This window comes from Candidatus Nitrospira salsa, from assembly GCF_965152625.1.
Genome location: NZ_CBCUCO010000004.1, coordinates 392,490 through 419,375 on the forward strand (window position 1 = coordinate 392,490; position 26,886 = coordinate 419,375).

Below are 26,886 nucleotides of genomic sequence, written 5' to 3' on the forward strand. Positions count from 1 at the left end.
CTCCTTTTGAAAACATGCCCATCGAGTGAGGGACTCAACTTATGTTTTCAGAGGGTTCGAGGAAATAGTGTTTTTTGTGTGTATGAACGACAATTTTTGAAATATAGCTGAGGTGGTTCTGTAATAACCAAGGATTGAGATCCGTTTTTTCTAATCAAGGAAATTCAATGACGAGGTTATGTAGGACTCTCATTCAGCAGCTCGGCTTCACATGTCCACCCGTCTCCAGAAAGACCATCAACGGCCTCAACAATCTGGCTGGTCTTTACCGTTCCATCGGTTTTGATGATGGCTTGTCCTGCCTGAGACGTGAGATCCATTTCCTGAACGCCTTGCAGGGTTTCGAGTGCTGTTCCAACGGCGCCAAGGTACAGTTCACAATTGTTCCCACTGAGTTTCAAGGTCACGTTGGTGGGGTGACGTATTGATTCTGAGTTTTCATTACTGCATCCGAATGTTTCCACCATGAAAAATCCTATGATAAGAACTATTGTGAGCCAGCGAAAAAGCCCGTATGTCTTATAGAATAGGATTTTTCTCCTCACGTCTTGTGAGGCCATGTCTTTCGTTCCTCTCTTGTTCATAGCCTTATCATACCTTATAGCTTGAGTAGAGTGAAATTGTGAAAAATCTCACTCGTAGACTGACAAGGCAGCATGATGTTCATTGAATGATGCTTCGCAAATTCCCCTCAATCTTTTGCCAATGCCGGCGCATTAATCTCATAAATTTTTACCCATGTTGAATTGCTTGTATTTTGTAGTGTAGAAGGAGCATAGATCGTCCGACTTTGGTACGTTGCTGAGTAACGTGACAAGTCATGAATCCGGACTTATGTGTTAGAGAGAAAGGGTAAGAGCGATGATGTTCCACATCCGAATGTTATGGGTAATGATGATTGGGAGCAGTCTCTTGCTCGCTATTCCAGGGAATACCACAATTGCAAGGGTGTTGGGTCACGCGGTAGGGCACTTATTTTCAGCGTTATTGTTGGCTTCAGTTCCGATCGTGGGCTATTACCTTTTATACAAAGAAATTGGGGAGAAGGAAGTGACCTTGATTATTCTGGCTGCATGGTTCTATTTAGTGATATCACAAGCCTTGGGTTTTTAAATGCTCAGAGATGAGATTCCCACATTTCCAGGAAAATACGGACATGTTCTCAAGAGTGATGTAAATTGTCTGTCGAACGTGAGAATATTGATTCACATTTGAAAGAGCTGACTAAATGTGGTACCTTTGCACTATATATAACTACTAGTGGTAGTATGAGATAGAAAATCCTCATTTGGCATCATTATTGAGTCTATTCATCACCATCTGCAGACTTCCCTTCCTTCAATCAACAAGTGAGGCAACCAATGAGTTTCTGTAGAGTTCTCCATCTAAGACCCTTCCTTGTGCTTCTCATGCTGATGTGGATGGTCGGCTGTTCCGGCAGTCTTGATTTTGTGGACTTAGATCCTCAAACGGTTGGGTACCAAGCGCCGGTTCCGAAGGCCGGTACGCGCGTTGTGGTGTGGGGAAATCATTCCTTGGCCGTCGATAATGCTTCGATGTGGCTTCATCAACGCGGACTTATCGTGTTAGATCGCACCAAGTTGCAGCAAGGACTCAATAACAAAGGAGGCAGACTAACGGGGAGTTCAAAAGATTGGGCGAATATCCTTGAGGCCGGAAAGAATATCGGGGCGGATCTTGTGGCATTTGTAGAAGTGTCGAATGTAAAAGAGGGACAGAAATTTACGTTGTCTCAGATCCGGTCTGCGCCGACGTTTTCACTGACGGTAGAAATACGAGGGGTGAATCCCGAAACCGGCGATATTGTCACGAAATCGAAAGCGTGGCAAACCGGCCCATCACAGAATTCAGATTTTGTCATTGAAGACTTGACGGCTCGTGCTCTTGTCGGAGCCTGGAAGTCTGGTCCATCCGAATACAAAGTTTTAGCCTTTGATGGAGAAAAGACTCAAGAAGAAGCTGGCAAGAGTCAGGACCTCCTGCCTCTGATGAATTCTCAGGATTTACCCCATCAAAACGACGTGAACGTCATTAACGAAAAAGACCCTGTCGCGTTACTCGATCATAATGAGGTGAATCCTACTGCTGTGAACCAAGACCCATCACAGGGTCAGCGTCCCGGGTCGACCATCCGAACGGAAAATGCAAGCAATCATCAAGCATTGGTGAGTATGGAGGCAGAAAAGCCTATCGCACCCTCTCGTCAAAATGCCGTGGTTGACCTTCCGAACAATCGTCAAAATCACAATTCTGAAAAGGTTCGGACGGTTCTGAAGACTTCTTCCGACCGTTCAGATCTCCATCATGAAGTCGACTCGACTTACTTGAATGAAATGGAGCCAGCTTCTTCCTCTCTAGAAAAAAGCTCTCATTCCGGATCGGATAGTGTGGGTTCACAATTAGCGAGCGGAGCGTTGTCAATTCTGTATACTCCAGTCAAATTGGTCTACGCAGGACTTGGAGGAATTTTCGGTGGCTTGGCATATGTGCTCACTGGCGGGGATGAAGAAACGGCTCATACGATCTGGACCGCGAGTGTCGATGGAGATTATTATCTCACACCCTCACATTTGAGAGGGGACTCCTCTGTTGAATTTATGGGTGCTTCACAACAAAAACCCGTGGTGAATGTTCCAGAGTCTGAAAACCCTTATGTAGCGCATTCCTCAGACTTTAAGAAATGAGCGACGACGTTTTGCGAGTATTTTCTTGCGATGACATGATAATGGTGTGATGTAAGGCGTCGCGTAGGTCTGAGCGGAGGTTTCTCTCATTTCAACGTGGTTCTTCTTGCAAAGAATGACTGATACGGTTTGGTCCCAGCCCCTTCGGAATCCATGAGGATTCCCATCCATCGTGTCGTTTCACTTCCTTCCAACGCAATTTTCACAATCATCGTCATAGGGACGGAAAGCAGCATCCCAACAGGCCCCCAGACCCAGCCCCAAAACACCAAGGAGAGAAAAACGACTAATGTCGATAACCCTAACTTTCTTCCCATGAGTTTTGGTTCGATGATATTGCCAAAAATGATATTAATGACGACATAGCCGAACGCGACGAATAGAGCTCGTCCAATGCCATACTGAATATATCCTAACAGGATAGCAGGAACAGCTGAAATAATTGAACCGAGGTTTGGAATGTAATTGAAGAGGAATGCTAATAGTCCCCAGACCAAAGGAAAATCAATTCCTAAGATGGCAACCCAGATTGTCACCGTGACCCCGGTGCCGAAACTCAGGATTGTTTTCATGCCCAAATAACTATTAATCGCGGTTGTTAATTTGCTGAATTGGAGAAACGCGCCTGTAGGGTCACCAAACGCCGCCTGAACTTTATACCGAAAACTCGAAGCTTCGAGTAAAATAAAAACCACGGTTAATAATATGAGAAACGTATTTGTCAGAATGGTCCCGAGTCCGGAAAGCATTTTGGCGACTAATCGCATTGAGGCTCCAGGATCAATATACCGAAGGATCGTTTCTTCAGATAATTGAACACCCATTGATTGCAGCCATTGGATCAAGGGTGCGATTTCCTGCATGAGACGGGTTTGATACCGAGGTAAGGCTTTGGAAAAATCCTGAAGCGAGGTCCCAATAAGGGCGCCGAATGCTAGTCCTAACCCGAGAGCTGCTAGGACAACTAAAAAGACGGCGATAGGGCCGGGAACACGTTTGCGTTGTAACCAAAACACCGGCGACGCGCTAATAATGGCAAGAAGTGCGGAGACGAGCAGTGGGACTAAGATCGACTCAGCGGCCCGCATGCCGGCGACGACAATCACAAATCCTGCAGCTGTCAGTAAAAAGTGCCAGGCTTGCGGTTGAGTCGACTGATCATTCATGTTTGTGTATTCCAGATTGTTCTTTCATACAAGGATAGTGCAAACTCTTTATGTTGCTCACGTTTCTTATAGCCGATTTAATTAACTTCCAATGTTTGATGTGGGTCATGACGCTTAGTTACTTGGATACCTGTAATGCTGGCACCAAAAGGATCACGAAGTTGCCATTGTTAATTGTCCATCAGTAACGCTTGGTCTTGGGAACGACCGTATCCACTGAGGCCATCTATGATCATAATATTGAATGACCGTAGGAATTCTCAGTGAGGATTGAACAGATAAGACGAGTGGTGCGTTGAACGTTCATGGCCTCAGCACAACACTATAACGTATTCGGATTCGCTATAATCTTTCAACGATTCAACGGCAAGGTCAAGACATGACTGAGAGCATACGAGCAAGAGCTTCATGTGGCCAGGCCGTGGTGATCCACTTCCTGTGTGTCTCAAGTATGCTCTTCGTCGGATGCAGCTCGGATGTTCCTCCAATGCCGTTGTCTCACGGATCACCCCAAATCCCATCGTTGTCTCCGGAGAGGTCTTGGATTGTTGCGCCACCGCTCAAAGGTGAGGAGTATGGAGACTGGTATTTTCTTCGAGCACGCGTTTCCTCCCATACTATCCTCTTTTACCAGCTATGTCTTCGTGACAGAAGGTCTGGAGATGATGGTTGGGCGTTTTACGAGAAAACCTTTGACGAGAATCATCGTGAATATCCTACCGTCGTGCTCAATCGGAAAGTTGATCAAAAGGCGGTGATGAAAGAACTAATTGGAATAATGCTGACGAGAGAAGATCTTGAAAAGGCAGAGCGAGAAGAGCTTATTCTTCATGTGAAAGGAGAGTTTGATACGATGAGAGTACGAATCCAAGCGCCCTATGCCAGAGGATTTTTATCGTTGGTTGATGAATACGTTGATGAGCCTTCTTAATCGATCAATGTACCATTATTCTCTCGTTATCGTCTTATATCCCTTGCCCGTTGTTGTAGATATCCATTCCTGACTGCCCCATACAGATCAAGTGTTCCTTCCTCAACCCCCTGGAATTTTTCTAAATTGAGGGAGCGAAAATTGACCGTTTCTTCTACTTTCATGCCAAATTGGGCAAGAGAAATGGTGGTATCATGTTGGACGACTCGTGGTGCATCGGCTACCTCAATAATAGGGAGGACCAACCAGTTGAAGGGATCAAGGAAAATATCTCCTGCATAGCCGAAGAAATCTCTCGTTGTAAACGAGCCAAGAAAGGGAACGACAAGATAGGGGCCAGGCGGTGTGCCATAGGTTCCTAATGTTTGTCCCATGTCTTCTAGAGGAGTTTTCATATCAAACATAATTCCCGCTGGGTCGAACAGTCCCCCGACTCCTAACGTCGAATTCACCAAAAACCTTCCTAACTCTATTCCGGCTCCTTGGAATTTGCCCTGAAAGATATTATTAAAAACCCGGGGTGCAGACCGGAGATTTTGAAACACATTGAAAATGCTTCGTTGAACCTCCTTGGGCATGATGAAGTTATACCCCTTGGCCACAGGCTTTAAGATGTATTTATCGAATCGATAATTAAATTCAAATGCCAAGACATTATAGGATTCCCACGGATCGTACTCCTCAATCTTTTCGGAGTCCGGTTCTTCGAATGGGTCGTATCCGAACTCTTCAAACACTTCCTCTGTATCGGATGTGAGCGGTTCAACAGTCGAAGCCAGTTCATTGGTTGAAATGGTCGTCAGGGTGTCGGGATTGGAGGCCATTCGTTGTTTCGTGTCTCCCGCACATCCACTGGTCCACGTCACAATGCCAATCAATAAGACGAAACTCATTCTATTGACTGTTCGTGCGCGCAAACGTTCCAAGAGGTGTACCTTCATGAGAGTGCTGGCTTTCTTCATGATGAATAATGGGGGTTCAACATCTGAAGTCTTCTTATCGGCCAAAGTATTACAGAACCGAAGGGGACTCTATCAAAAAATCCTTATGAATCCAATCATTTCCAGCCATACTTTCCAATATATTCACGGAATCAATGCGCATGTTGCTGTTCGCTCTTTGTCTGCCGTCTTTTGAATAGGGCATCTGAAGGGTTTTTTTGGTCTATAGCGAATCCCAATACGTTTCGGTTTATGAGCAAAGGAAGCCCAGGCGACGGTTGTTGCGTATCTCTGGGTGAGTTTAATAGGTCACTGACGATGACATGTGGTTATCTCCCTGAATTAATGATTACGGGTCGCCTAGCAACGTGATTACCCACAGCAAACATTGGAAGGTTATACCCACTTGGATGTACTCGCAATGATTGACGTTTTATCTCGCGTATTGGGTATCAACATTGTACAAGGTGGCGCTTTATCGTTTCGGTATAACTGAATCGGCTATAGAGCGAATCCACTTACGTTCTTAATTGTGGGCTTAGGTTCCGGTGATTCAACTGACATATTGGAGGATAGCGTTGCGATAGATTTTGTCAGAAAAATTTCCTTCTGATAAAGGGAGCCAGTGCGTTGTTACGATTCATTGTGTTGAATTGTGTTGACCTAGAGCAGACTTCTGCCAAATAAAGGAACTGCCGTTAATTTCTCTGACAGACGACCGGAAGGAGATATCAATCAACAGCGTCTAGCAGACAAAGATGTGACAGAAACTAGTAGAAAAAGTATTAAACACAGAATGGCACTACGTTTGCTGATCTTTGCTGTGTCACTCAAAGCGAGGTCAGAGAAGTGAATATTACTCCCTGATTGTCTCCACATGTGGGAGAAAGGACGTGAGCCATGGCAAGAGATCCAAAGTTACAGCAGTATTCTGAAGCTGAAGAACAAGGTCGCGCCCGACCCGACCTGACTCCCGGAGCGTCAAGTCATTGGGATGGTCATATTCCATTATATTTAAAAGAAATTGGGAAAGTTGCCTTACTCTCGCGGGATGAAGAAGTCCTGCTTGGTCAAAAAATTAAAGAACGTCGACGCGCCGTCTCGATAAGCATATTTTCGCTTCCATTGGCCATGGCCTATTTTCAGGTTCTTCTTGAACAATTACGAGAGGAAGAGCGGACACTCGGAGATATTGTCCAGCTTCCTGAATCACAGGTGGGGGAGAATGAGGAAGACGAAGTTTTCTCACAGCAAGAGCGTACAAAATTTTCTACTGAAGTTGTTCAATGTCTGGAAGATATTGTTCGTCTCACGCAATCGTTCTTTGCATGTCATACAACGATGAGAAACAAAGGATCTCTTGAACAGAATGAAGTCTCGAAAGCAGAAAAGTCGCAACTCAAAGATCTTGAAGAACAGATTGTTCACAAAGTTCTGTCGATAAACTGGGCCCCTGCCATTCAAAAGCATATTGAAGATCGTGTGAGAGCCGTTGCAAACGAACTGAGAGCAGTTTCAACTATACATCTGCCTCGTTCCACCACACAGTATATCTCTACTCATGGTAACCGTCCTCGTCTGGCCGGTGGGATAAATAAGAAAGCCATGACGGAGAACGAGTTGTTACGAATTCAATATCTCGAAGATGAAGTGTTGTACATGTCGAGTGTTGATTTCTTGAAAGCAGTTCAAACGCTCGATAAGAGAAAAGTTCAATTAGAACATGCAAAGACAGCCTTATATGAAGCCAATCTTCGTTTGGTTGTGAGTGTTGCAAAGCGCTATGTGAATCGAGGGCTTGATTTATTAGATCTTATTCAAGAAGGCAATATTGGACTTATGAGAGGTGTGGAACGCTTTGATCACGAGCGAGGCTATAAATTTAGCACCTATGCAACTTGGTGGATACGTCAAGCCATTACGCGAGCCTTAGCTGATCAGTCTCGAACCGTTCGGATTCCTGTGCATGTCTGTGATGCGCTCAATAAAGTGAGGCGTATTAGTGAAAATCTAACAGGTCAGTTAGGCCGGCAGCCCACAATGGATGAAATTGGTGCCTATGTTGAACTTTCCTCCGACAAAGTCTCCGCTCTGCTAGAAGCTGGGAAAGGGACATTTTCGCTAGAAACCCCGGTTGGAGAAGATGAAGGCGGTCAGCTTGATGATATCCTTGAAGATGTCGGTGCTGTGTCACCATTATCCTCAGCCGAACGATGCGACCTCCAACGGCAGGTCTCAACCGTGCTGGAAACATTAACACCACGAGAAGCCTATATTATTCGAAAACGCTTTGGTATTGGTGAGCAAGATGAATCAACATTAGAAGAAATTGGACAAACTTTTTCGGTTACCCGGGAGCGGATTCGTCAAATCGAAGAACGAGCACTTAATAAGTTACGGGATCCAGTTCGGAACAATCTTCTCCGAAATTTCATGGAAGGGGCCCTATCGTGATATTCACCACAGTCCCTCAATCGTTCACGTGTCGTGTGGAATTCAAAATACGAAGAACGTGACGTGGTCGTACGATGACTTGGATGGATCACACCGAATCAATGTGAAGTTGATAATCGTCCTCGTCCTTGGGAGACGGTAGCGATTGTGCTTCAGGAAGTCCTTGTACGGAATCGATATTGGCTGTCTCAAGGTCAGTCGTTTGTACTGTTGTTCCGCGAAGATTGGCTCGAGTCAAATTGGCGTTGCCGAAGTCAGTCTTGTTTAATTCCGTCCAAGAAAGATCTGCACTTGTGAGATCGGCTCCATAAAGGTAGGCGTGGCTTAAATTCGCTCCGCGAAGATTGGCATATTGAAGATTACTTCCGCGAAGGTCAGTATCTTGAAGGTCTGCCCAGATCAAATCAGCTTGTTGAAGGTCCGCCCAACCTAATAATGCGCGACGGAAATGGGCCCCTCGTAAGTTGGCGTTCTTGAAATTGGCTCCCCGTAAATTCGCGCCCTCAAAATTGGCTCCCCGTAAATCTGCCCCCTGAAAATTTTCCTCTTGCAAGTCCGCATGATTAAAGTCTGCCCCGGCTAAACTGGCGCGCGCGAACGTTGTCTGTCGAGACGGAGACTTTTGAGCATTGTTTGAGGCTTCAGATATTAGTTCATGCTTCAAGTTGTGAGGGAGAGGATTTGAAGAGGGCTGCACGTCTTTCCACTGATCGTGGACCTGGAGTAGTTGCTGGCGTTCGTGACGGTAATGGGTCCGGATTGGAGTTGGGCGAGATCGTGGGGCGTCATTCATGTCATGGCTAGAACGTCTACTCATATTACAAATGGGAGGAACGGTTTTATTAGTGATATCAGGATAAAAACCTGTGGTATCAAGAATTGATCCTTGGAAGTTGGTCTGACAGGTAGGATTCTTCTCTTGGTATACCAAGTATTGCTCCTTAGGTCTAGTCTAAATTTTATGCGATGAGTTCGGTGAAGAGAACAATGACATTTTCCTTTCTGCATAGAGAAAGGAATATAGAAAGTTTCGTGACCATGATTGCTTACGCCACCTTAGTCTCGGACGTAGAAGAAACAGGGTTTTCTAGACTTTGGATTTAAGGTGGACTTGGACAAGCTCAGACTTTTTCTTGGCATGGACAAAGATGGCCATTCGTCGTGGGCTGAGGTGTTCCAAGACTTTGGGGGGAAGATCCTTGGGTCGGATGGTTTTGGTGATAAACAGTGTCGGTTCGTCGGCAAGATCGACCAGCACGGCTTCATGCTTTGATGAATCTGCAACATAGAGTAATAGTAACGGTTTGGTTGGTGCCTTCATATTGATGCTGGTGACAATGCCATAGGATCCGTCATTCAGTTCCACAATGGTTCCAGGAGGGAAGAGGCTAATGCTTTGAATCATCGCAAGAATAATTTCGATTGAAAATTTACGGGTGCTTGAATCTTGGTTGGTTTTAAATAATCGCGAAAGAGCTTCGTGAGGCGTCATGCTCAAAAGAGGGTTTGAGGCATTGCACAGGTCATCGAATTCATCGATGACCATAATGATTTTCGCGAGAAATGAAATGTCGTCATCTTTCAGCCCTAACGGATAGCCAGATCCATCTAATCGCTCATGATGCTGAAATACGGCTTCGATACTTTCTTTAGGAAATTCAGGGAATGTTTGAAGCAGCTCTCCGCCTTGTGCCGGATGCAACGGCAGAGTTTGTGGGTCGACTTGTGTCATAATACCCGAACCTTCAAATTTCACTTTGACAGGAAGGAATCGTTGCCCAATGTCATGAAAGAGAGCCGCCAGCGCCAATGCATTTAGTTGGTCTTTGGACAGTCCCAAGGTTCGGCCGGTGATCATCGACAATATACACACATTCAGTGCGTGATAAGAAATACCTTTTGACATCCCGTGGGAACTGACCACATCCATTAAAGTCATCGATGAGTTAAGGTCTTCTAAGACGGCTCCGAGATTCGAAACCATGACCCCGGCTTGTTTGACTCCTTTGGCTTTTCCTTCACTCACGCCTTTGAAGATATCTTTACTTTCTCCCAGGATTCGCCAATAGGCATTTTCTACTTTTTTAAATTGTTGGCGGTGTTCATGAAATTTTCGCCGACGTTCTTCTTTTTCTTTGGTGATGGCCTTTTCGTCTTCTGGTGTTTCGATTTCGACGTCCTCAAGAAATTCATCGATTTCGTCCTGATTGGTATCTGTTGGGAGAGAGAGGTCATCCTCTAGGGTATCATCAATGAGAGGATCGGATAGGTCGGGATCATAATAGGCCTTGAGGTTTTTAATTCCTCGAATCGTGACAAGTTCTTTGCGGGAATGAATCTTAAACGTGCTTTTTGTGAAAGGATGTCGCCACCACGAGCACTCCAATTTGACATACAAGCCAATACGAAGGTCATCAAAATTGGTTAATGGAATAAAGGCCATACTGGGTAATGTGACAGGCGAATAAAAGCTCGTTTATAGGAGGGTTTCTATTTATCTTTCTGTATCGGAGGCAGGAGAAGAATCTATAGCCACCAGGGGGCAATGTGATGAATAATGCTAGTAACATGCGAGAACGAGCATAAGTGGGCAGTGTGTGTTCTCTTTAGGTATAGTTTGGAACTCTGGTGAGATGGGCTCTGTTGAGACATGAAAAACTACAAGAGATTGATAAAGAAGAATGCGATGGTGAGAGATCTTACTTCTTTCGTGTAAGATCTTTCTTGGCGATACACGCACGATCAGACATAATGACCTGAGAAAGTTTGGTGCCCTGAAATGGACAACGGATCTTTATGGTTATGGATCATACTCGTGGTAGGTCTTGTGATGTTCTTCATGTGGGTGAGCCCATTACTGAAAAACTCTGAGACTGAAGGGAAGGGGTGGTCGACGCTTAAAAAACGAATTCTCGGATGGTTTCAAGCCGTTGATCAAGAAGAGGTCTTGCAGCTGCGTCAGCAATTTGAGATTCAACGTGCTGAGCTGTCAGATCGTTTAGACCGGCTGGAATTGACCTTGACACAGCAAGGTCGGCTTGAAAGTTGGGCAACAGAAGTAAATGGTCGGCTCTGTCAACTAGAGTTGTCGAAAGAGTCTCATCGGAAGGAGGAGGCTCCTCAGCTGACAAACTCGAAATCCATTCTTTGTCTTGGCGTCAGAGTGACCTTGACAGACCAAATATGGCATGGACTGGGGAAGGTCAATCCACAAGACCTTTCCGATTTGCAAATTCGTCAGTACATCCAAGGGCCGTTTTGTCGAAATTGTCTGCGTTCGTTAGTTGTTGATGGCGTTGAAGATGATGAAAAGTCTGTTCGTGCTCAATGCCGGTATTGCTCTCTTGTTTGGCGAAAAGATTCCAATTCTCCCCTACTTCTTGGCCAGGTCAAACGAGAAATCTATGACTATCTCGATGCCGCGTATCGAAATCGAGAAAATGTTTGAACGTTCATCGTTCATTCCTAAGCCATAACATAGATGGTTGTGTTTGATCGTTGTTTCCCCTTCCGTCTGAAGATATTTCCCCTTATTGCTGAGTTTCAGAGTTATTCATCTTGCGCAACACCTAAGCGGAAGACGAGAAGCTTGTGTGTCCACAGGTGGGATGGTATAAACTCATGAAGATGCGTGCCTGTCAAACCTGTGAACAGCAAAATCCAGACGAAGCAAATTATTGCTCACGGTGCGGATCAGCATTTGCTGAACCTCCGCCCGAAGCTGATCCCAGCTTTGAGACTCGGGATGAGCCTGAAGCTGAAAGCCAAGACGAAGCCCCCCCTCCCTCTGGTGTGAGCGAAGCCGATTTGTGGCAATCGGCCATTGGCATAAGTAAATCCATTCAATTTAATGTGAAAGAGGGCTGGTCCTGGCGGCCGGCTTACCGCTATTACCAAGAGAAGTTTCGACTGTTCCAAACACCAGAAGGCCCACGCTTTTCATTGAGTTGGCACTGGCCGGCGGCTCTCTTGGACTCATTCTTGTGGTTTCTCTACCGCAAAATGTATATGTTTGCGTTTCTCTATGCGGTGGGTCCCGTTTTATCAGCCCTGGCATTTGGCGACTGGTCGGTGGGAATCGTTTGGCAGATTGGTGCAGGAGTGAGTGCCAATTATTTATATTATTGGCACATCAAGGACAACATTGAGCGAGTACGAAAATCTCCTGAGCTTGATTCTGCAAAGCAGATCCAAGTCTTAAAAGAAGAGGGGGGGATACAACCCTATGTCCTTTGGTTAGGAGTGGCGTTGCATTTATTTAAATTCGGACTGATTCTTGCCTTGATGAATCAAGACCTACCTATCGATGAGCAACCGATGCCAACAGAACGACCGGCAGACACGAAGTTTTTTTAATCGCGTCTAATCTGTGAGATGAGGATGCTTAGGTTGTTGGAAGATGGTCTGACCGTTCGGTTTGCCAAGCAAACCAAGCTTTGAACCAGTGATAATCACTTTGATAGGCCGTATGTGTGGCTTCGAGCCGGTTCTCTTTTTCTTTGAGCATGGTATAGGTGCGAGGCCAGTTTTTTGTCCACCAAGACTTGAGTTCTCCCGGTGGATAGGGTTGTCCGCTTCCTTGAACAATCTCAGCGGCAGCCACCACATCGGCAATGAGCCGCCAGCAACGATCCTTTCCTAACCCAACTGTACGAAAGTGTTCTCGAAGGAGAAAGACAACCCATAGTTCAGCGCTATGCCGTTTGTTATGTTTAAAGGGCTGGGTTTGTCGAAGAGGAATGGGGTCAAAGTATTTGACAATGGAGGTGTAGTCAGGTCCTCCGTAACTTCCTGTGATTTCAGCAATACCTTCGAGCATTCGTGCGAGCTCCACTTCAACGATCGGAGGAGAAGGTGTGGTTTCTTGTGCCAATGGATTTGGCGTCGTCAGCAGATCAATGACGGGTTTGAGTTCACGGAGGCGGTCCACGGCGGCCTTAAGAATCTGCTCCGACTCTATCCAATAATCCGGGTCGCTTTTTGACGTGCGTTCCCGGCCAGGCGGAGGGAGAACCGGTGGAATCCAATGACGAAGGAGAACAAATAGGACGTAATCAGGATCGCCACCTTCTTGGTCTACTCGTTCCAGGACTCGATCTGATCCTAAGGCGTTTGCAAAAAATAATTGGGCTTTTTCCTCAACTTCGTGTCGTTGAGCTAAGGTTGCCCACCAGGCTGCTAACTCTTGCCAAGAAACCTGAGTATTCATAAGATACACCAATAAAAAATGGTAAAGAGCTTGTTCCCATCGTACGTATTGGGTATAAGCAATGCAAGTAGTCTCGTATCTCGTATATGGAAGAACGTTGCTCGTTGTTCGTACCTGGTAGGAAAAGTCTCTTAGTATCTTAACGAGATACAATTTACGCTTGCGCGCCGAAGCGCTCCCGGCCGTCGTAGCCACGAGACTACTATGGCGGAGTCGGCACAGCGCGCAGACACGAGCGACGGTATGCGGATGCCAGGGCAAAGCATCAACAGCTTGAGGACTTTTCAATATTCTCTATTGTAGTAGGAGGCACTATCTATGGCCCAGCTGATATTGATACGACATGGAGAATCGCAGTGGAATTTAGAAAATAAGTTTACGGGTTGGGTCGACGTTGAATTGACTCCCAAAGGTATACAGGAGGCGAAAGATGCGGGAGAAAAGCTGCGTCCTTATTGTTTTGATCAAGCGTTCACTTCTGGGTTAAAACGCGCTCAAGAAACTTTGCGGCTCATTCTTGAAGTGACGGGACAGACAGATCTTGCGATAGAACGAGATCCCGCGTTGAATGAGCGTATGTATGGCGATCTTCAGGGATTAAATAAAGCAGAAACCGTGGAGAAATTTGGTGAAGCACAAGTTAAGATATGGCGACGGAGTTATGATATTCCCCCGCCAGGTGGAGAAAGTCTCAAAGATACCGCCGAACGAGTGTTGCCCTATTACGATCGCCGTATCCACCCTGAGGTGATGGCAGGGAAAACGATTCTTGTCGCTGCCCATGGGAATAGTTTGCGGGCTCTCGTCATGCATCTTGAGCAATTATCAAAAGAAGAAATACTTGAAGTGAATATTCCAACCGGTGCCCCGCTGCTCTATGATATTGATGAAAATGGAAAAGTTACGGCCCATCGATATCTCTAAACATCGAAAAAACGTTGATCGACAAATTTCGTAGAATTCCTCTGTGTGCTTCCCTTTCTCTTGTTCTTGTTCCTCACCAGATTGTATTTTGAGTGTATTCCAACCTGTTTAGATGATTCCAAGTGAACCGATTTTGCTGTATCTGTTTGTGATGCATCGATATCTTTTTGGATACTCACCGCTCAAGTCAATCCCCCGTTTCGTTCTCCTCTCATGTTCATCTGGTTTTTGAGCAATACGCAGTTTCTCCACAAAATCATACGAGTAGACATGCGATAGGGCTTTTCCCCAGGTTGTGAGACATGTCAGGCCTCCTGGCATTTCAATTGCCTTTCTTACCTCACATAAACTGAGAATATTTCTCCTTGTGTTGACTGAGGCGTGTCTCGTGACAGGCTGTGGATGTGTGATTCCATCGTCATGCCTTAACTGAGGTGATGTGAAACACACTCGTTTTTCTTGGAATGTCGGTCTGGAGACTCTTCAGAAATCGAGGTCAGATAATCTTGTTCGAAGAGTCTTCTTAAAAATGTTTTCAGAATTAATATTTGGAATAAATGTGATGATGGCTTGTTAGGGAACGGACCGTGTTCTCCTGTATTGGCAGTTCGATCATATTGGCTTTGTCTTTTCATGTTGGAACTAGGTTGCGTTCGATCGAACACACGAACTGATCTCTGGTTGATTAGCAGATTAGTATTTATTGAATAATTTTCATTCATGAGACTTTTTGCAAGGAGAAAAATATGAAACAGAAGCTCCTCCTGACAGCAAGGCGTATGGTGGTGCTGATTGTTCTCGCACTCGTTAATGTGTTCTCACCGCTTTACGCTCAGAATTCTGAGAGCACACCACGGTTTGTGCCTGGTGAAGTGATTGTCAAAATGAAGCCGTCCGGCGATGCGGAAGCGATGACTCGTTCGATTTTTGGAGTGGAAAGGAGTAGGAAGACGACATCCGGAGGGGAGATCATTATTAAAGTCAATCCGACAATGAGACAACAGTTTTCAGCGGCCCAGATGATTGATGAAACGCTGGCATTAGTTGAAGAGCTGAATCAGCGTCCCGATGTTGAATATGCTCAACCAAACTATATTCTCGAACGACAAATCATCCCAAATGATTCTCGATACGGTGAACAATGGCATTATTTCATGAATGGGTCAAAAGATGACGAATCGCCCGGTGGTATAGGACTTCCAGAAGCTTGGGACGTGACGAAGGGAAGTCCGGATATCGTCATCACGGTGATTGATACGGGGATACTTCCGGAGCATCCAGATATCGCGGGTTCGCCAAATCTCATTCCAGGGTATGACATGATTAGCGATCCGTTCATGGCGAATGATGAGGATGGCCGTGATGCGGACCCGACTGATGCAGGAGATGCGATTCAGGCGTTCGAATGTGGAAATGGTCCTCCGCAAGATCGTGGTAATAGTTGGCATGGGACACATGTAGCGGGAACTGTCGGGGTGGGCATAACGGACAACAGTCTTGGTATTGCTGGGGTCAACTGGAACACCAAAGTTCAAGCTGTTCGTGTTCTCGGAAAATGCGGTGGGACGACAGCCGATATTATCGATGCGATCCGGTGGGCAGCAGGATTGAATGTCCCCGATGCGCCCCAAAACGACACACCAGCCAAAGTCATCAACATGAGCTTAGGCGCAGCGGGTGTAAATTGTCCTACACAAGACCAAGCGACCCAATCAGCGATTCGAGATGCGGTTCTTGCAGGTACCACGGTTGTGGTGGCCGCTGGAAACGATGCCATCGATGCCTCACAAGCGACACCAGCCAGTTGTCATGATGTAATTACTGTGGCGGCCAGTGATCCTCGAGGTCATTTGGTTTCACGGTATTCTAACTTCGGGCAGACCGTTGACATTTTGGCCCCAGGCGGCGATCGTGCGGGAGGAGATGCAGACGCGGTGTTGAGTACCGTAGAAGGTGGCTACGCATTCTACAACGGGACCTCGATGGCAGCTCCTCATGTTGCTGGTGTGGCTGCACTCATTTTATCTGAGAATCCAGATATGCTTCCAGGGCAAGTCGAAGCCAGGTTGAAACATGATGCGCTACCACGGAATGACATTCAATGCCCGAAGGCGTGCGGTGCAGGATTACTGCAGGCAAAATTCCATTTATCGTCTGAAAAGGCCGATCTTGGCGTGCAAGTCGTCGTCTCTCCAGAAATGGTAAAAGTTGATGATACATTGACCTATTCGGTTACGATCACCAATCATGGACCGGGTGAAGCGACAGGAGTCATGTTGATGAACACGTTACCGCAAGAAGTCGAATTAATTTCAAAAGAATTCAATCATGGAACTTGCACTGAAGATTCAGTCGTGACGTGTGACGTGAGCCCTCTACCCAATGGGTTTCATGCTCGATTAACGATGGTAGTCAAAACCGATATGGCAGGCTCCATCACGAATCATACCGAAGTGAAGGGCGATCTCCCGGACGAAAATATGAGTAATAATATCGCGTCCGCCATTACCATCGTTGACGATAATGGCGTGCCTCCTCCCACAGAAATTCCAATAGCTCCGCCGTCAACCAAAGGAGAGCTGACAGAGTTCCGGCAGATGGACATATATCAGATGAAGGTCGAGACTCAAGGCGAATATAAGTTAGAAACAGCAGGCGACACGGATGTCATGATGACGCTCTATGGACCGAACAATAAGCATGTTCGTGTCGCTCAAGATTTGGATGGGGGCGATGGATCCAATGCAAAAATCGTTCAGTCATTAGAAGAAGGAATGTACTTTATGGAGGTGAGGCATCAGTCGATTTTTGGGATGGGAAAATATGAAATTTCTGTTCAGCAATTGAACTAATACAAGAACGGTCACTTCAGTTTGTCTATCGATAAACGTCACTCGCCCTTCCTATGGAAACATAAGAAGGGCGAGTTGTTTTGAGGAACAGTCATACTGAACAGGAATAACCCTTTTTATGGCGGTCCTTGAACCCGATATGGAGCTATGGCCGTCATGCCTGTAATGGCAGGAGTCACTGAATCCGCTCTTCAATCAAAACCGTCACCGAAGTCCTGTTGAATTCGAAAGGCTTTTTATTGAGTGTTCTTTGAAGAAGACACTGATCTGTCCCTAGTAGAGAGCTTGCATTAGGCGCTGTTCACTTGGGATGGGGCTTTCGACAACGCGTGTCGTGCTCCCCATTTTTCCAGCGCTAATAAGATTGGGCGAAGAGATTTCCCTTTCGCTGTTAGGCAGTATTCGACTTTCGGAGGCACTTCGGCATAGACGTGTCTGGAAATCAGTCCATCGCGTTCTAGTTCTCTGAGTTGCTTGGTGAGCATTCTTTGAGTGACGCCTCCTACGTTGCGTTTCAACTCATTGAACCGCTTTTTGCCTCCCAGCAAATGGTAGAGCGACATCCCTTTCCATTTTCCGCCAATCAACTCTAACGAGGCTGCAACGGGACAGGCGTTCGAACAATCATAGCGTTCAAATTTCATCGTTCGTCCTTTTGGTATACTTTATGTGTCTATACAACAAGAATGTGACTACTTGTTAAGTTGATCAGTATACTCTATGTTTTCTATGCCAGAAAGCAAGGTGCTGTGAAACGAGGACGGCGAAACGAACATTATGTAATACGAATAAAGAGCCGCAGAATGAACGCGGCACTCACCTTTGCGCTTCATCATGTCAATGCGCAGAGTCCGGGGCTGACAGACGCCGATCTTTGTCTTCATTCGAACCACCTCACTCTTGAGATGCTGAGCAATTGACTCAATCAAAGGAATAATGACGATGCATAAAATAACAAGAAGACAGTTCCTTGTTACTGCCGCTGCTGGAACAGCCTCTCTTTCATTGTTTGGCATCGCGCCGGCGTGGGCGACGACTGACACCCTGCCTCTGGTCCAGCACGCGATCCCGCGCACGGGTGAAAAATTACCGGTGATTGGTCTCGGTACGGCAGGCAATCTTGATGGGATACGTGATCCAGCGACGAAAAAACGACTGATCGCGGTGTTGCAAGTCTTCTTCGATCATGGAGGGCGGTTGATCGATTCATCGCCGATGTATGGTGATGCGGAAAGTGCGATTGGTGAATTATTGAAGGATGTGAAGAACAAGGATTCTCTATTTGCGGCAACCAAAGTCTGGACCTATGGGCGCGAAGCCGGCATCAAACAGATGTATCAGTCTTTCAAGCGGATGGGCGTAGAGAAGATGGACCTCATGCAAATCCATAATTTACGCGACTGGCAGACGCACATTGCCACGCTGCGCGAGTGGAAAGAGCAGGGTAAAATAGGGTTTCTCGGCATCACAACATCACATGGGCGGGATCATGCTGAGCTCGAACGCATTATGGAAGCCGAAGAGCTTGATTTTGTTCAATTCAGCTACAGCATGGGCGAACGTGCCGCCGAACAGCGCTTGTTACCTCTTGCCGCAGAGAAAGGCATTGCGACCCTCATTAATCGTCCGTTCCAGCGTGGTGAGCTGTTCACGAACGTAAAGGGTCAACCACTCCCAAAATGGGCGACAGAGTTCGATTGCCACAGTTGGGGGCAGTTTTTTCTGAAGTTTGTCGTGAGCCATCCAGCGGTGACCTGTGTAATTCCACGGACGTCCAAATTGGAACATATGGTAGATAATATGGAGGCTGGCCGTGGCCGTTTACCCGACGAAGCGACGCGTGTGAAGATGCTCAGTCTGCTCAACTCGATATAGATTTTCTTGCATTATACTCATCTCCAGTCGGGAGCCGTATTCCTATCCCGCTCATATTTTAGCTGCTTGTTCTACGACATTCATCTCTAGCCATGCTCATGTGTGGCTGCTCAGAATAGTAAAAACATGGCAAATATTAACAATCAGTCGGAGGCGAAATTCCTGGACTGGCAACGCTGGATCAATGTCAAACCCGGTGAGCTGCCGGCCTTGCTCTGGTCATTCGCCTATTTCTTTTCTCTCCTGTGCAGCTACTACATCATTCGCCCCATTCGCGACGAAATGGGTGTGAGCGGTGGCGTGGAAAACCTGCAATGGTTATTTCTCGGCACATTTCTGGCCATGCTCGCCATTGTTCCGGTGTTCGGTTGGTTAACGTCACACTATCCACGCCGAAAATTTTTGCCATTTGCGTACCTGTTCTTTATTTTCAATCTGCTGGTGTTTTATGCGCTGTTTCAGTCGAGCATGGAACACCAATATATCGCCCGTGCCTTTTTCATCTGGGTCAGTGTGTTTAATTTATTCGTGGTGTCGGTGTTCTGGAGTTTCATGACCGACTTGTATAGCAGCGAACAATCGAAGCGATTGTTTGGATTTATTGCTGCGGGGGGATCGATGGGTGCGCTAATAGGACCACTGCTGACCATTAGTCTGGTCGATCATGTTGGTGTCACTCATCTGCTACTGCTTGCGGTCTTGCTGCTCGGGTGCGCCATTTACTGCATTAGGCGCTTAGATCTCTGGAGTCATGACATGAATTCCGTCAGCGTGCCGTTTTCAGCAGCCAACACCACGACGCTGCAACATGAAAAAAATTCCGGCGGAGTGTGGGCCGGAGTGAAACTGGTCGCGAAGTCTCGTTATCTACTGGGTATCTGTCTGTTGATTTTGCTGTATACGACACTGTCGACCTTTTTGTATTTTCAGCAGGCACAAATTATTCGCGATACTGTTATCCATTCAGCTGCGCGTACTGCGGTGTTTGCGAATATGGATTTTGCCACCAATGCCTTAACGTTGATGTTGCAAATGTTTCTGACCGGGCGCATTGTGAAAACCATTGGTATCGCATGGACGCTTTCGCTGGTGCCGCTGCTACTGGCTGCAGGGTTTCTTATGCTGAGCTTCGCGCCAGTGCTGTGGGTCATCGTGGTGCTACAAGTGGTGCGGCGTGCAGGCAATTACGCCATTATGCGGCCTGCGCGCGAAATGCTCTACGTTGTGCTGAGCCGTGAACAAAAGTACAAGGCAAAAAATTTTATCGACACGACGGTGTACCGTAGTGGCGATGCATTGAGTGCCTGGGTCTATGCGGGTTTTAAAGCGGCAGGTTTGCCGCTTGCCCATATCGCACTCTTGGCGGTGCCGCTGACGCTCGTGTGGGCAGCGGTGGCATTTTTACTTGGGAAAAAACATGAACAACTCGTGATACAGCAGTCTGAAGAATTGAATGTCGAATTGTTGAAAGAATAGACGAGACGTGTGACTTGTTAACGATACAACACTGTGGACTTTGAAAATTGTCGGACGTATGACGGATGTCAGTGTACCGCGCCCTAGATTCCCGACCGACACCTTAACCGTCTGTGGATGGCCTATGAGCATAAAGAAGAAGAGTCTTATCGATTTCACGTAGAATGTTTGTCGTGTTTAACCATGAGGAGTGTCATCCATGCCGAAAATCACTCAACTGCTAAGCGTGTCATTGATTGCGCTGTGCTTAGCCGCACCGCTGCAAGCCGAGATCAATCCCGACGAAGAAGTTCAGGTGTTAATCGAGGAGCTGGGTTTGCGTGAAAGTAAGCAAGCGATCAGGCAGTCGTCGAACTGGAAAACCCCGGAGCGGATTGTGGTGGTGCTGCCAGCCGATCAACGAGCAACAGCACTGCAGATGCTGGAGCAATTACAGGCCGTCAGTCATGGTACGCAGCTTGTTCCGGTCGAATCGTTTGACGCACTGCCGGAAGTATTGCATGGTGCCGATGCGCTACTTGGTATATGCACCCCAGAGGTGTTGCAGGCAGGGACACAACTTCGGTGGATTCAAACGTATAGCGCGGGGGTAGACCGTTGTGTCGGTGTTCCTGAGCTGCAAGAAAAAGACTTGTTACTCACCAATATGCAGCGCGTACATGGGCCGGCCATTGCCGAACATGTCCTGGCCACATTGCTGTCGCTGGCCCGCGGTTTGCCGGAATACCAGCAATTACAGAGTCAGGGTATTTGGGGGAAGGGGCGACAGAGTAGCCACAACGTCATCGAAATCAAGGGTAAGACGATATTGATCGCCGGTTTGGGGGGGATTGGGACCGAAATCGCCAAGCGTGTCCATGCGCTCGGGATGCATGTGATTGCCACACGCAATTCACGCCGTGAGGGCCCTGCGTATGTCGACTACGTTGGTCTAGCCGATGAACTGTTAGAACTAAGCAAGCAAGCCGACGTGGTGGTCAATGCCACACCGTTGACGCCGACTACGAAGGGATTGTTTAATGCCGCGATATTTAACGCAATGCGTCCGACGGCGTACTTTATTAATATCGGCCGCGGTAAAAGCGTGGTGACTGATGACTTGATTCATGCATTGAAAAATGGCGATATCGCTGCCGCGGGACTGGATGTAACTGATCCGGAGCCATTACCAAAAGACAGTGAATTATGGCGGTTACCGAACGTGGTGATTACGCCGCATATCAGTGCCCGCAGCGATCAGCGAAGGCATCGCGTTTGGCTGCTCGTGAGGGAGAATTTACGCCGGTATGTCCGTGGTGAGCGCATGTTGAATGTGGTGGATATCAAACGTGGCTATTAAAAATTCTACAGCTTCCTGACCTGCTAGTAGATGAGAGCAGATTCGACCGACAGTCAGGTGCTTATTACAAAGCAAAATTGCTGAGGGCGTGTGCTATTGGAGAGAGCTTATCACTGGCGTTATGCCTATATTCCGCAAAACGAACCCACAGAGTGAATTTCAGTTCGAACAATCCCTCATCTGTTGATCGCATGGTTGATCTGTCCGTATCCAATATCAGTTCCTGTCATTCAATGCCTACGCACCTTCCATCGGGCAAGCGTTTGCCCAATCGTGGTGTTCGTATCTCATCCCCTCATCTGATTGGTATACTTTCTGTGACTATACAACAGTATTGTGCGTACTTGTTAAGTTCGAAAGTATATCTTATCTTCCGCATAGCCTAAAACATAGAGACCCGAAAGGGTAATCGCTAGATCATCCATCATACGCAATAGTAAGGAGACATACGATGAAAGCTGTCGGCCTATATCAATATCTACCGATTGAAAACGAGAAGTCATTGGTTGATGTTCAGATTGATCGACCCAAACCGACGGGGAAAGATTTGCTCGTCAATGTCCGTGCGATTTCCGTCAACCCAGTCGATACGAAAGTTCGGGCGCCTAAAAACGAAACCGAGACGACACCGCGCATCTTGGGTTGGGATGCGGCTGGTGAAGTCATTGCTGTCGGATCGGAGGTTGAGAGCTTTGCCGTGGGCGACCAGGTGTTTTACGCCGGCGATATTACCCGGCCAGGCAGCAACAGTGAATATCAGTTGGTCGATGAGCGCATTGTTGGCAAGAAGCCCACGTCCCTCACGTTCGATAAAGCGGCTGCGCTCCCGTTAACGGGCATCACGGCTTGGGAAGGCTTGTTCGAGCGGCTCGGTATCTCTCCAAGCGGTGAGGATGCGGGTAAATCCATTCTGATCATTGGTGGTGCAGGAGGTGTCGGTTCGATTGCGATTCAACTCGCGAAGCAACTTGCCAAGCTTCACGTGGTTGCCACGGCTTCACGCCCCGAGTCCATGGCTTGGATCAAACAGCTTGGTGCCGATCAGGCGGTGAATCATCGCAACGCACTTGATAAGGAAATGAGTGCCATCGCACTGCCACAAGTCGACTATATCTTTTGCTTGAACAATACCGCCCAGCATTGGGCGTCGATGGCCAACGCGATCGCCCCGCAAGGACGCATCTGCTCGATCGTCGAGACCCCTGATCCTGTGGATCTTGATTTGCTCAAGAGTAAAAGCGCGACTTTTGTGTGGGAGTTTATGTTTACCCGCTCTATGTTCCAAACCGCCGACATGATTGAACAACAACACCTGTTAAACGCGATTGCAGACCTCATCGACAAAGGTGAGCTCGTGACCACAGTCAATAATGTTATCCGTCCGATCTCGGCGGAAAACTTACGCAAGGCGCACGCGGCCGTCGAGCAAGGGAGTTCAATTGGCAAAGTCGTACTCGCCGATTGGGAATAACCTCATGAGTTCCAAATAGGTAACAACAACCCATCATCGTTTAGGAGCAACACAATGACTATTCAACATCGAAGAGGAGAAATAGACTTAGTCGTGACCGATCTTTCTTTTCACCGAGCGACCGGAGCTGTCGTTGAATGTCAAAATGAGTTTACGTCATGAGTATGAGAACGTTTCCATCATTCGCACTTGTACTCTTTATAACCGCCTGGAGTAGCTCGCAGGTCGCATCCCAAAGCATCATTCAGGAACCAACAGCCGAGCCAGCCGGGCCAATCTCCGAGGTGGTTGCGACGTCCGACGTCAAGTGGGGGCCGCTCAACCCCGCCCGCGGCGACAAGGGCCCAAAGGCCGGTACTCTTTGGGGCGATCGAACCGGTTCCGGGCCATCAGGCTTTCTCGTGAAGTTTGTGGACCGCTTCTCGTCGCCACCGCATATTCATAATATCACCTACCGTGCAGTAGTCATTAGTGGCCTCATATACAACGGTGATCCTAATGCCGTAGAGATGTGGATGCCGACGGGTTCTGTCTGGACTCAGCCAGCTGGAGAAGTGCACATTACCGCTGCCGAGGGTCATAACAACCTGGTCTATGTGGAGATTGAGGAAGGACCATATCTCGTCCGTCCTACAGAAGAAGCGTTTGATAATGGAGAAAGGCCAGTTAACGTGGAGGTATCGAACATTGTTTGGCTGGACGCATCGGACATCACCTGGATCGACCAGACCACAAAGCCAGCCTTTACCCATGGACCAAAGTTAGTTTTTCTTTGGGGAATGCCGCAGGACAATCAGTTGAGTGGGAGCCTCGTCAAGCTACCGGTTGGATTTAGTGGGAAAATACGTAGCCGCGGGTCAACCTTCCGCGCTGTCGTGATCCAAGGTCGACCACAGTATCGGATGTCGGGGGAGACCGACGTCAAGACATTGGCGCCGGGTAGTTATTTCGGCTCGACGGGAAAGTCGGTGCATCAGGTTTCGTGTGAAGCGGGAGAGGAGTGTATCGTCTACGTACGCATGAAAGGCAAGTTCGATGTCATCCAGGAGCCGCCCAAGAAGTAGCCATGCCCGATTCGCGTGATCACAACGACCGCACCAGACATTGGCCGCCTGAGTCCAGTAATGCCCGTAAACAGGCTGCCTATGCCTCGGTCGAAAAGCCGATCGAAGCAGCCTATTGGCTCTATCAGGCGATGAGTAAGACCTTAGCCATCAAGTGTTTCGCCACGGCACATGGAGGTGGTTTTCAGAATGACATGGAAAACCAACGCAACTGGAACGATGTCGTAATCCGAGTTCAGGAAATCAAGTAAAGGGCACCAAACAGAATGAAATTAACAACTCAGTTACGAGCGGAAGGACAAACACGATGAAAGCCATGCTGATTAATGCCTATGGCGAAGACGCCGTATTTGAAGCAGCGGAAGTAGAAAAACCTGAAGTCAAAGCCGGTCATGTTCTCGTAAAAATCGCGGCATCAAGTGTCAACACGGTTGATACCATGATTCGTAAAATGGGTAAGGAATTACCATTATCACCCGATACGCCAGCCATTTTAGGAATGGACTTTGCCGGCACGATTGAGGCAGTCGGCCAGGGGGTTCAAGATTATTCAATAGGCGATGAGGTCTATGGTTGTGCAGGTGGGTTGGCCGATTTACCCGGTACATTGGCTGAATACATGGTGGCGGACAGCAACTTGATTGCCCATAAGCCAAAGAATTTGTCGATGCGAGAAACCGCTGCATTGCCAATGGTTGCCATCACGGCCTACGAAGGGTTGACTCGCGCGGGTATCAAGCAAGGCCAAAAAGTTCTGGTGCATGGTGGATCTGGTGGCGTTGGTCATGTTGCGTTGCAGCTGGCAAAACATTTTGATGCCGAAGTGTATTCTACGGGTGGCGGTGAAACGCAATTGGCGTTAATCGAACAATTGGGGGCCACTGCCATCAACTATAAAACTGAAACGATTGAGCAGTACGTGGCCAAACATACTGGTGGGGCAGGGTTTGATGTGGTGTTCGATTCTGTAGGCGGTGCAAACATGGCTAACTCATTTGAGGCGGCTGCACTGAATGGTCAAATTGCCTCGACAGTGGCGTTGTGTGAGATGGATTTAACGGTTGCTCATTTTAAGGGTTTGTCGTTGCACGTCGTGTTCATGCTGATTCCGATGCTGCATAACGTGAAGCGCGAAGAACATGCAGGGATTTTGAGCAGCGTGACTCAGATTGTAGAGTCTGGCGGACTAAAACCTGTGCTTGATGAAAAGCGTTATTCACTTGAAGAAGTCGGACAAGCGCACGCTCGCTTAGAGAGTGGCCAAGCTCTGGGCAAAGTGGTTGTAGAAAATGACGACCTGTCGTAAAGAGGTCAAGGTAAGAGAGACGATACGTGCAATCGGCCATCCTACGTTTTGTCAATTGCGTGCATTGGCTCGCGCCGGTCTCGGACGAGTGCTGGAAAATATTCTCAGTGCTCGTACCTTCGACGGCGACGAAACCCAAAGCGTACGGTACACTCAACAACGGCTAAAACGATTCGGAGGCTTTGCGAGATGACACTGGCGGCGACGTTCGAAACAACCGAGTTCCAACCCATCAATCGGGGATACAACAGTGTGTTCCGCGCGAACCGGCTGAGCCTTGGATTGGTGGTGCCCCTGGAGAACTACTCAACTGGCTCGGTGCCGGCGATGACCCGTCACATGGAACGTATTCAACTGGCTGAAGAGCTGGGATTTTCCGCAATCTGGTTGCGGGATGTGCCGTTCAATGTGCCGTCATTCGGGGATGCGGGTCAGATGTACGACCCATTCGTCTATCTGGGCCTGTTGGCTGGTCAGACAGAGCGGATTGCACTAGGCGTGGCTAGCATCGTTCTGCCGCTGCGACATCCGGCTCATGTTGCCAAGGCCGCAGCTAGTGCCGATGCACTGTCGGGAGGGCGGCTCATTCTTGGTGTCGCTTCGGGTGACCGACCAGAGGAGTATCCGGCGCTCAATCTGCCCTTTGCCGAGCGCGGCGCACGATTTCGTGAGAGCTTTGACTATATCAGGCATATGGGCGAGGACGCACCGGCCTTTAAAAACACGTATGGCTCCCCAGGTGGCGGAATGGATATGCTGCCCAAACCGGCATCCGGAAAACTGCCGCTGCTGATTACGGGAGGCAGTCAACAAGATTCCGCATGGATTGCCAAAAATGGAGATGGCTGGATGCTGTATCCACGTCATACCATGGTGCAAGCACAGATCATTCGCGACTGGCGGGTGTGGGTTGAGGCGTCAGGAAGACCTGTCCAACCTGTCATGGAACCATTTTATGTTGACTTGGCCGAAGATCCTGATACGCCTCCCCAACCGATTCATCTGGGATTGCGGCTAGGGTCCCACCACCTTCGAGCTTATCTGAAATCGCGGGAAGAAATCGGCGTCAATCATGTGGCGCTCAACCTACGCTTTAATCAGGCGGATATCGAGACCACGTTGAAACGTCTGGCCGATGACCTCCTGCCAGACTTCTCACAGTGAAGGAGATAA

At 47.8% G+C, this 26,886-nt stretch carries 25 protein-coding genes; 18 read left to right on the plus strand and 7 right to left on the minus strand.

Features of this window, described 5'->3' with window-relative positions; genetic code table 11:
- Window positions 1–176: 176 nt before the first annotated feature.
- Window positions 177–467, minus strand: coding sequence for a hypothetical protein (locus ACWQXP_RS15850; protein ID WP_454063844.1), 291 nt, complete (start codon window positions 465–467; stop codon window positions 177–179).
- 394 nt (window positions 468–861) lie between these two features.
- Between ACWQXP_RS15850 and ACWQXP_RS15855 the strand changes: the two genes are divergently transcribed.
- Both ACWQXP_RS15855 and ACWQXP_RS15860 read left to right on the plus strand, forming a co-directional pair.
- Window positions 862–1,113, plus strand: coding sequence for a hypothetical protein (locus ACWQXP_RS15855; protein ID WP_454063845.1), 252 nt, complete (start codon window positions 862–864; stop codon window positions 1,111–1,113).
- A 296-nt stretch (window positions 1,114–1,409) separates the two neighbouring features.
- The gene (locus tag ACWQXP_RS15860; protein WP_454063846.1) at window positions 1,410–2,705 is read left to right on the plus strand and encodes a hypothetical protein; all 1,296 of its coding nucleotides are present in this window, start codon (window positions 1,410–1,412) and stop codon (window positions 2,703–2,705) included.
- Between the two features lie 86 nt (window positions 2,706–2,791).
- Here the strand turns inward: ACWQXP_RS15860 and ACWQXP_RS15865 are convergent, their stop codons facing one another.
- Window positions 2,792–3,871 (minus strand): AI-2E family transporter, encoded by a 1,080-nt coding sequence (locus tag ACWQXP_RS15865; protein WP_454063847.1) that lies wholly within the window; start codon window positions 3,869–3,871, stop codon window positions 2,792–2,794.
- A gap of 379 nt (window positions 3,872–4,250) precedes the next feature.
- Here ACWQXP_RS15865 and ACWQXP_RS15870 point away from each other — a divergent pair, with 379 nt between their 5' ends.
- Window positions 4,251–4,802, plus strand: a complete 552-nt coding sequence (locus ACWQXP_RS15870; RefSeq protein WP_454063848.1) for a hypothetical protein — start codon at window positions 4,251–4,253, stop codon at window positions 4,800–4,802.
- A gap of 26 nt (window positions 4,803–4,828) precedes the next feature.
- Here the strand turns inward: ACWQXP_RS15870 and ACWQXP_RS15875 are convergent, their stop codons facing one another.
- A complete protein-coding gene (locus tag ACWQXP_RS15875; protein ID WP_454063849.1) occupies window positions 4,829–5,743 on the minus strand; it encodes an MlaA family lipoprotein in 915 nt (304 codons plus the stop codon).
- Between the two features lie 900 nt (window positions 5,744–6,643).
- On the opposite strand from ACWQXP_RS15875, the gene ACWQXP_RS15880 reads away from it, so the two are divergent.
- Window positions 6,644–8,197 carry a sigma-70 family RNA polymerase sigma factor gene (locus tag ACWQXP_RS15880; protein WP_454063850.1) on the plus strand — a complete coding sequence of 518 codons (1,554 nt, stop codon included), beginning with the start codon at window positions 6,644–6,646 and terminating at the stop codon, window positions 8,195–8,197.
- 88 nt (window positions 8,198–8,285) lie between these two features.
- Here ACWQXP_RS15880 and ACWQXP_RS15885 read toward each other — a convergent pair whose 3' ends face one another.
- A complete protein-coding gene (locus tag ACWQXP_RS15885; protein WP_454063851.1) occupies window positions 8,286–8,990 on the minus strand; it encodes a pentapeptide repeat-containing protein in 705 nt (234 codons plus the stop codon).
- 294 nt (window positions 8,991–9,284) lie between these two features.
- Window positions 9,285–10,640, minus strand: coding sequence for an HD-GYP domain-containing protein (locus tag ACWQXP_RS15890; RefSeq protein ID WP_454063852.1), 1,356 nt, complete (start codon window positions 10,638–10,640; stop codon window positions 9,285–9,287).
- 336 nt (window positions 10,641–10,976) lie between these two features.
- Between ACWQXP_RS15890 and ACWQXP_RS15895 the strand changes: the two genes are divergently transcribed.
- Complete coding sequence (locus ACWQXP_RS15895; protein ID WP_454063853.1) at window positions 10,977–11,645, plus strand: hypothetical protein; 669 nt, start codon at window positions 10,977–10,979, stop codon at window positions 11,643–11,645.
- Window positions 11,646–11,818: 173 nt separating this feature from the next.
- On the plus strand, window positions 11,819–12,553 hold the full coding sequence (locus tag ACWQXP_RS15900) for a DUF2628 domain-containing protein (protein ID WP_454063854.1): 735 nt from the start codon (window positions 11,819–11,821) through the stop codon (window positions 12,551–12,553).
- A gap of 28 nt (window positions 12,554–12,581) precedes the next feature.
- Here the strand turns inward: ACWQXP_RS15900 and ACWQXP_RS15905 are convergent, their stop codons facing one another.
- Entirely contained in the window at window positions 12,582–13,406 is an 825-nt protein-coding gene (locus ACWQXP_RS15905) for a hypothetical protein (RefSeq protein WP_454063855.1), read from the minus strand.
- A 318-nt stretch (window positions 13,407–13,724) separates the two neighbouring features.
- Between ACWQXP_RS15905 and ACWQXP_RS15910 the strand changes: the two genes are divergently transcribed.
- Complete coding sequence (locus ACWQXP_RS15910; protein ID WP_454063856.1) at window positions 13,725–14,330, plus strand: 2,3-bisphosphoglycerate-dependent phosphoglycerate mutase; 606 nt, start codon at window positions 13,725–13,727, stop codon at window positions 14,328–14,330.
- Window positions 14,331–15,076: 746 nt separating this feature from the next.
- Complete coding sequence (locus tag ACWQXP_RS15915) at window positions 15,077–17,182, plus strand: S8 family serine peptidase (RefSeq protein ID WP_454063857.1); 2,106 nt, start codon at window positions 15,077–15,079, stop codon at window positions 17,180–17,182.
- A gap of 290 nt (window positions 17,183–17,472) precedes the next feature.
- On the opposite strand, the gene ACWQXP_RS15920 is transcribed toward ACWQXP_RS15915, so the two are convergent.
- Complete coding sequence (locus tag ACWQXP_RS15920) at window positions 17,473–17,826, minus strand: winged helix-turn-helix transcriptional regulator (RefSeq protein WP_454063858.1); 354 nt, start codon at window positions 17,824–17,826, stop codon at window positions 17,473–17,475.
- A gap of 298 nt (window positions 17,827–18,124) precedes the next feature.
- On the opposite strand from ACWQXP_RS15920, the gene ACWQXP_RS15925 reads away from it, so the two are divergent.
- The 10 genes from ACWQXP_RS15925 to ACWQXP_RS15970 all read left to right on the plus strand — a co-directional run bounded on the left by ACWQXP_RS15925 (window position 18,125) and on the right by ACWQXP_RS15970 (window position 26,877).
- Window positions 18,125–19,057, plus strand: a complete 933-nt coding sequence (locus tag ACWQXP_RS15925) for an aldo/keto reductase (protein ID WP_454063859.1) — start codon at window positions 18,125–18,127, stop codon at window positions 19,055–19,057.
- Window positions 19,058–19,183: 126 nt separating this feature from the next.
- Entirely contained in the window at window positions 19,184–20,533 is a 1,350-nt protein-coding gene (locus tag ACWQXP_RS15930; protein WP_454063860.1) for an NTP/NDP exchange transporter, read from the plus strand.
- Between the two features lie 199 nt (window positions 20,534–20,732).
- Window positions 20,733–21,872, plus strand: a complete 1,140-nt coding sequence (locus ACWQXP_RS15935) for a D-2-hydroxyacid dehydrogenase (RefSeq protein WP_454063861.1) — start codon at window positions 20,733–20,735, stop codon at window positions 21,870–21,872.
- A gap of 451 nt (window positions 21,873–22,323) precedes the next feature.
- Entirely contained in the window at window positions 22,324–23,343 is a 1,020-nt protein-coding gene (locus ACWQXP_RS15940; RefSeq protein ID WP_454063862.1) for a zinc-binding alcohol dehydrogenase family protein, read from the plus strand.
- Between the two features lie 164 nt (window positions 23,344–23,507).
- Window positions 23,508–24,407: a DUF4437 domain-containing protein gene (locus ACWQXP_RS15945; RefSeq protein WP_454064718.1), complete on the plus strand. Its 900-nt coding sequence runs from the start codon at window positions 23,508–23,510 to the stop codon at window positions 24,405–24,407.
- A 2-nt stretch (window positions 24,408–24,409) separates the two neighbouring features.
- Window positions 24,410–24,658 (plus strand): hypothetical protein, encoded by a 249-nt coding sequence (locus tag ACWQXP_RS15950; protein ID WP_454063863.1) that lies wholly within the window; start codon window positions 24,410–24,412, stop codon window positions 24,656–24,658.
- Between the two features lie 56 nt (window positions 24,659–24,714).
- Window positions 24,715–25,713, plus strand: a complete 999-nt coding sequence (locus tag ACWQXP_RS15955; protein ID WP_454063864.1) for a zinc-dependent alcohol dehydrogenase family protein — start codon at window positions 24,715–24,717, stop codon at window positions 25,711–25,713.
- Complete coding sequence (locus ACWQXP_RS15960; RefSeq protein ID WP_454064751.1) at window positions 25,697–25,906, plus strand: hypothetical protein; 210 nt, start codon at window positions 25,697–25,699, stop codon at window positions 25,904–25,906. The genes ACWQXP_RS15955 and ACWQXP_RS15960 overlap by 17 nt, the downstream gene beginning before the upstream one ends.
- Window positions 25,896–26,075 (plus strand): hypothetical protein, encoded by a 180-nt coding sequence (locus tag ACWQXP_RS15965; protein ID WP_454064752.1) that lies wholly within the window; start codon window positions 25,896–25,898, stop codon window positions 26,073–26,075. The genes ACWQXP_RS15960 and ACWQXP_RS15965 overlap by 11 nt, the downstream gene beginning before the upstream one ends.
- The gene (locus ACWQXP_RS15970) at window positions 26,002–26,877 is read left to right on the plus strand and encodes a TIGR03571 family LLM class oxidoreductase (protein ID WP_454064719.1); all 876 of its coding nucleotides are present in this window, start codon (window positions 26,002–26,004) and stop codon (window positions 26,875–26,877) included. Before ACWQXP_RS15965 ends, ACWQXP_RS15970 begins: the two co-directional genes overlap by 74 nt.
- Window positions 26,878–26,886 lie beyond the last annotated feature (9 nt).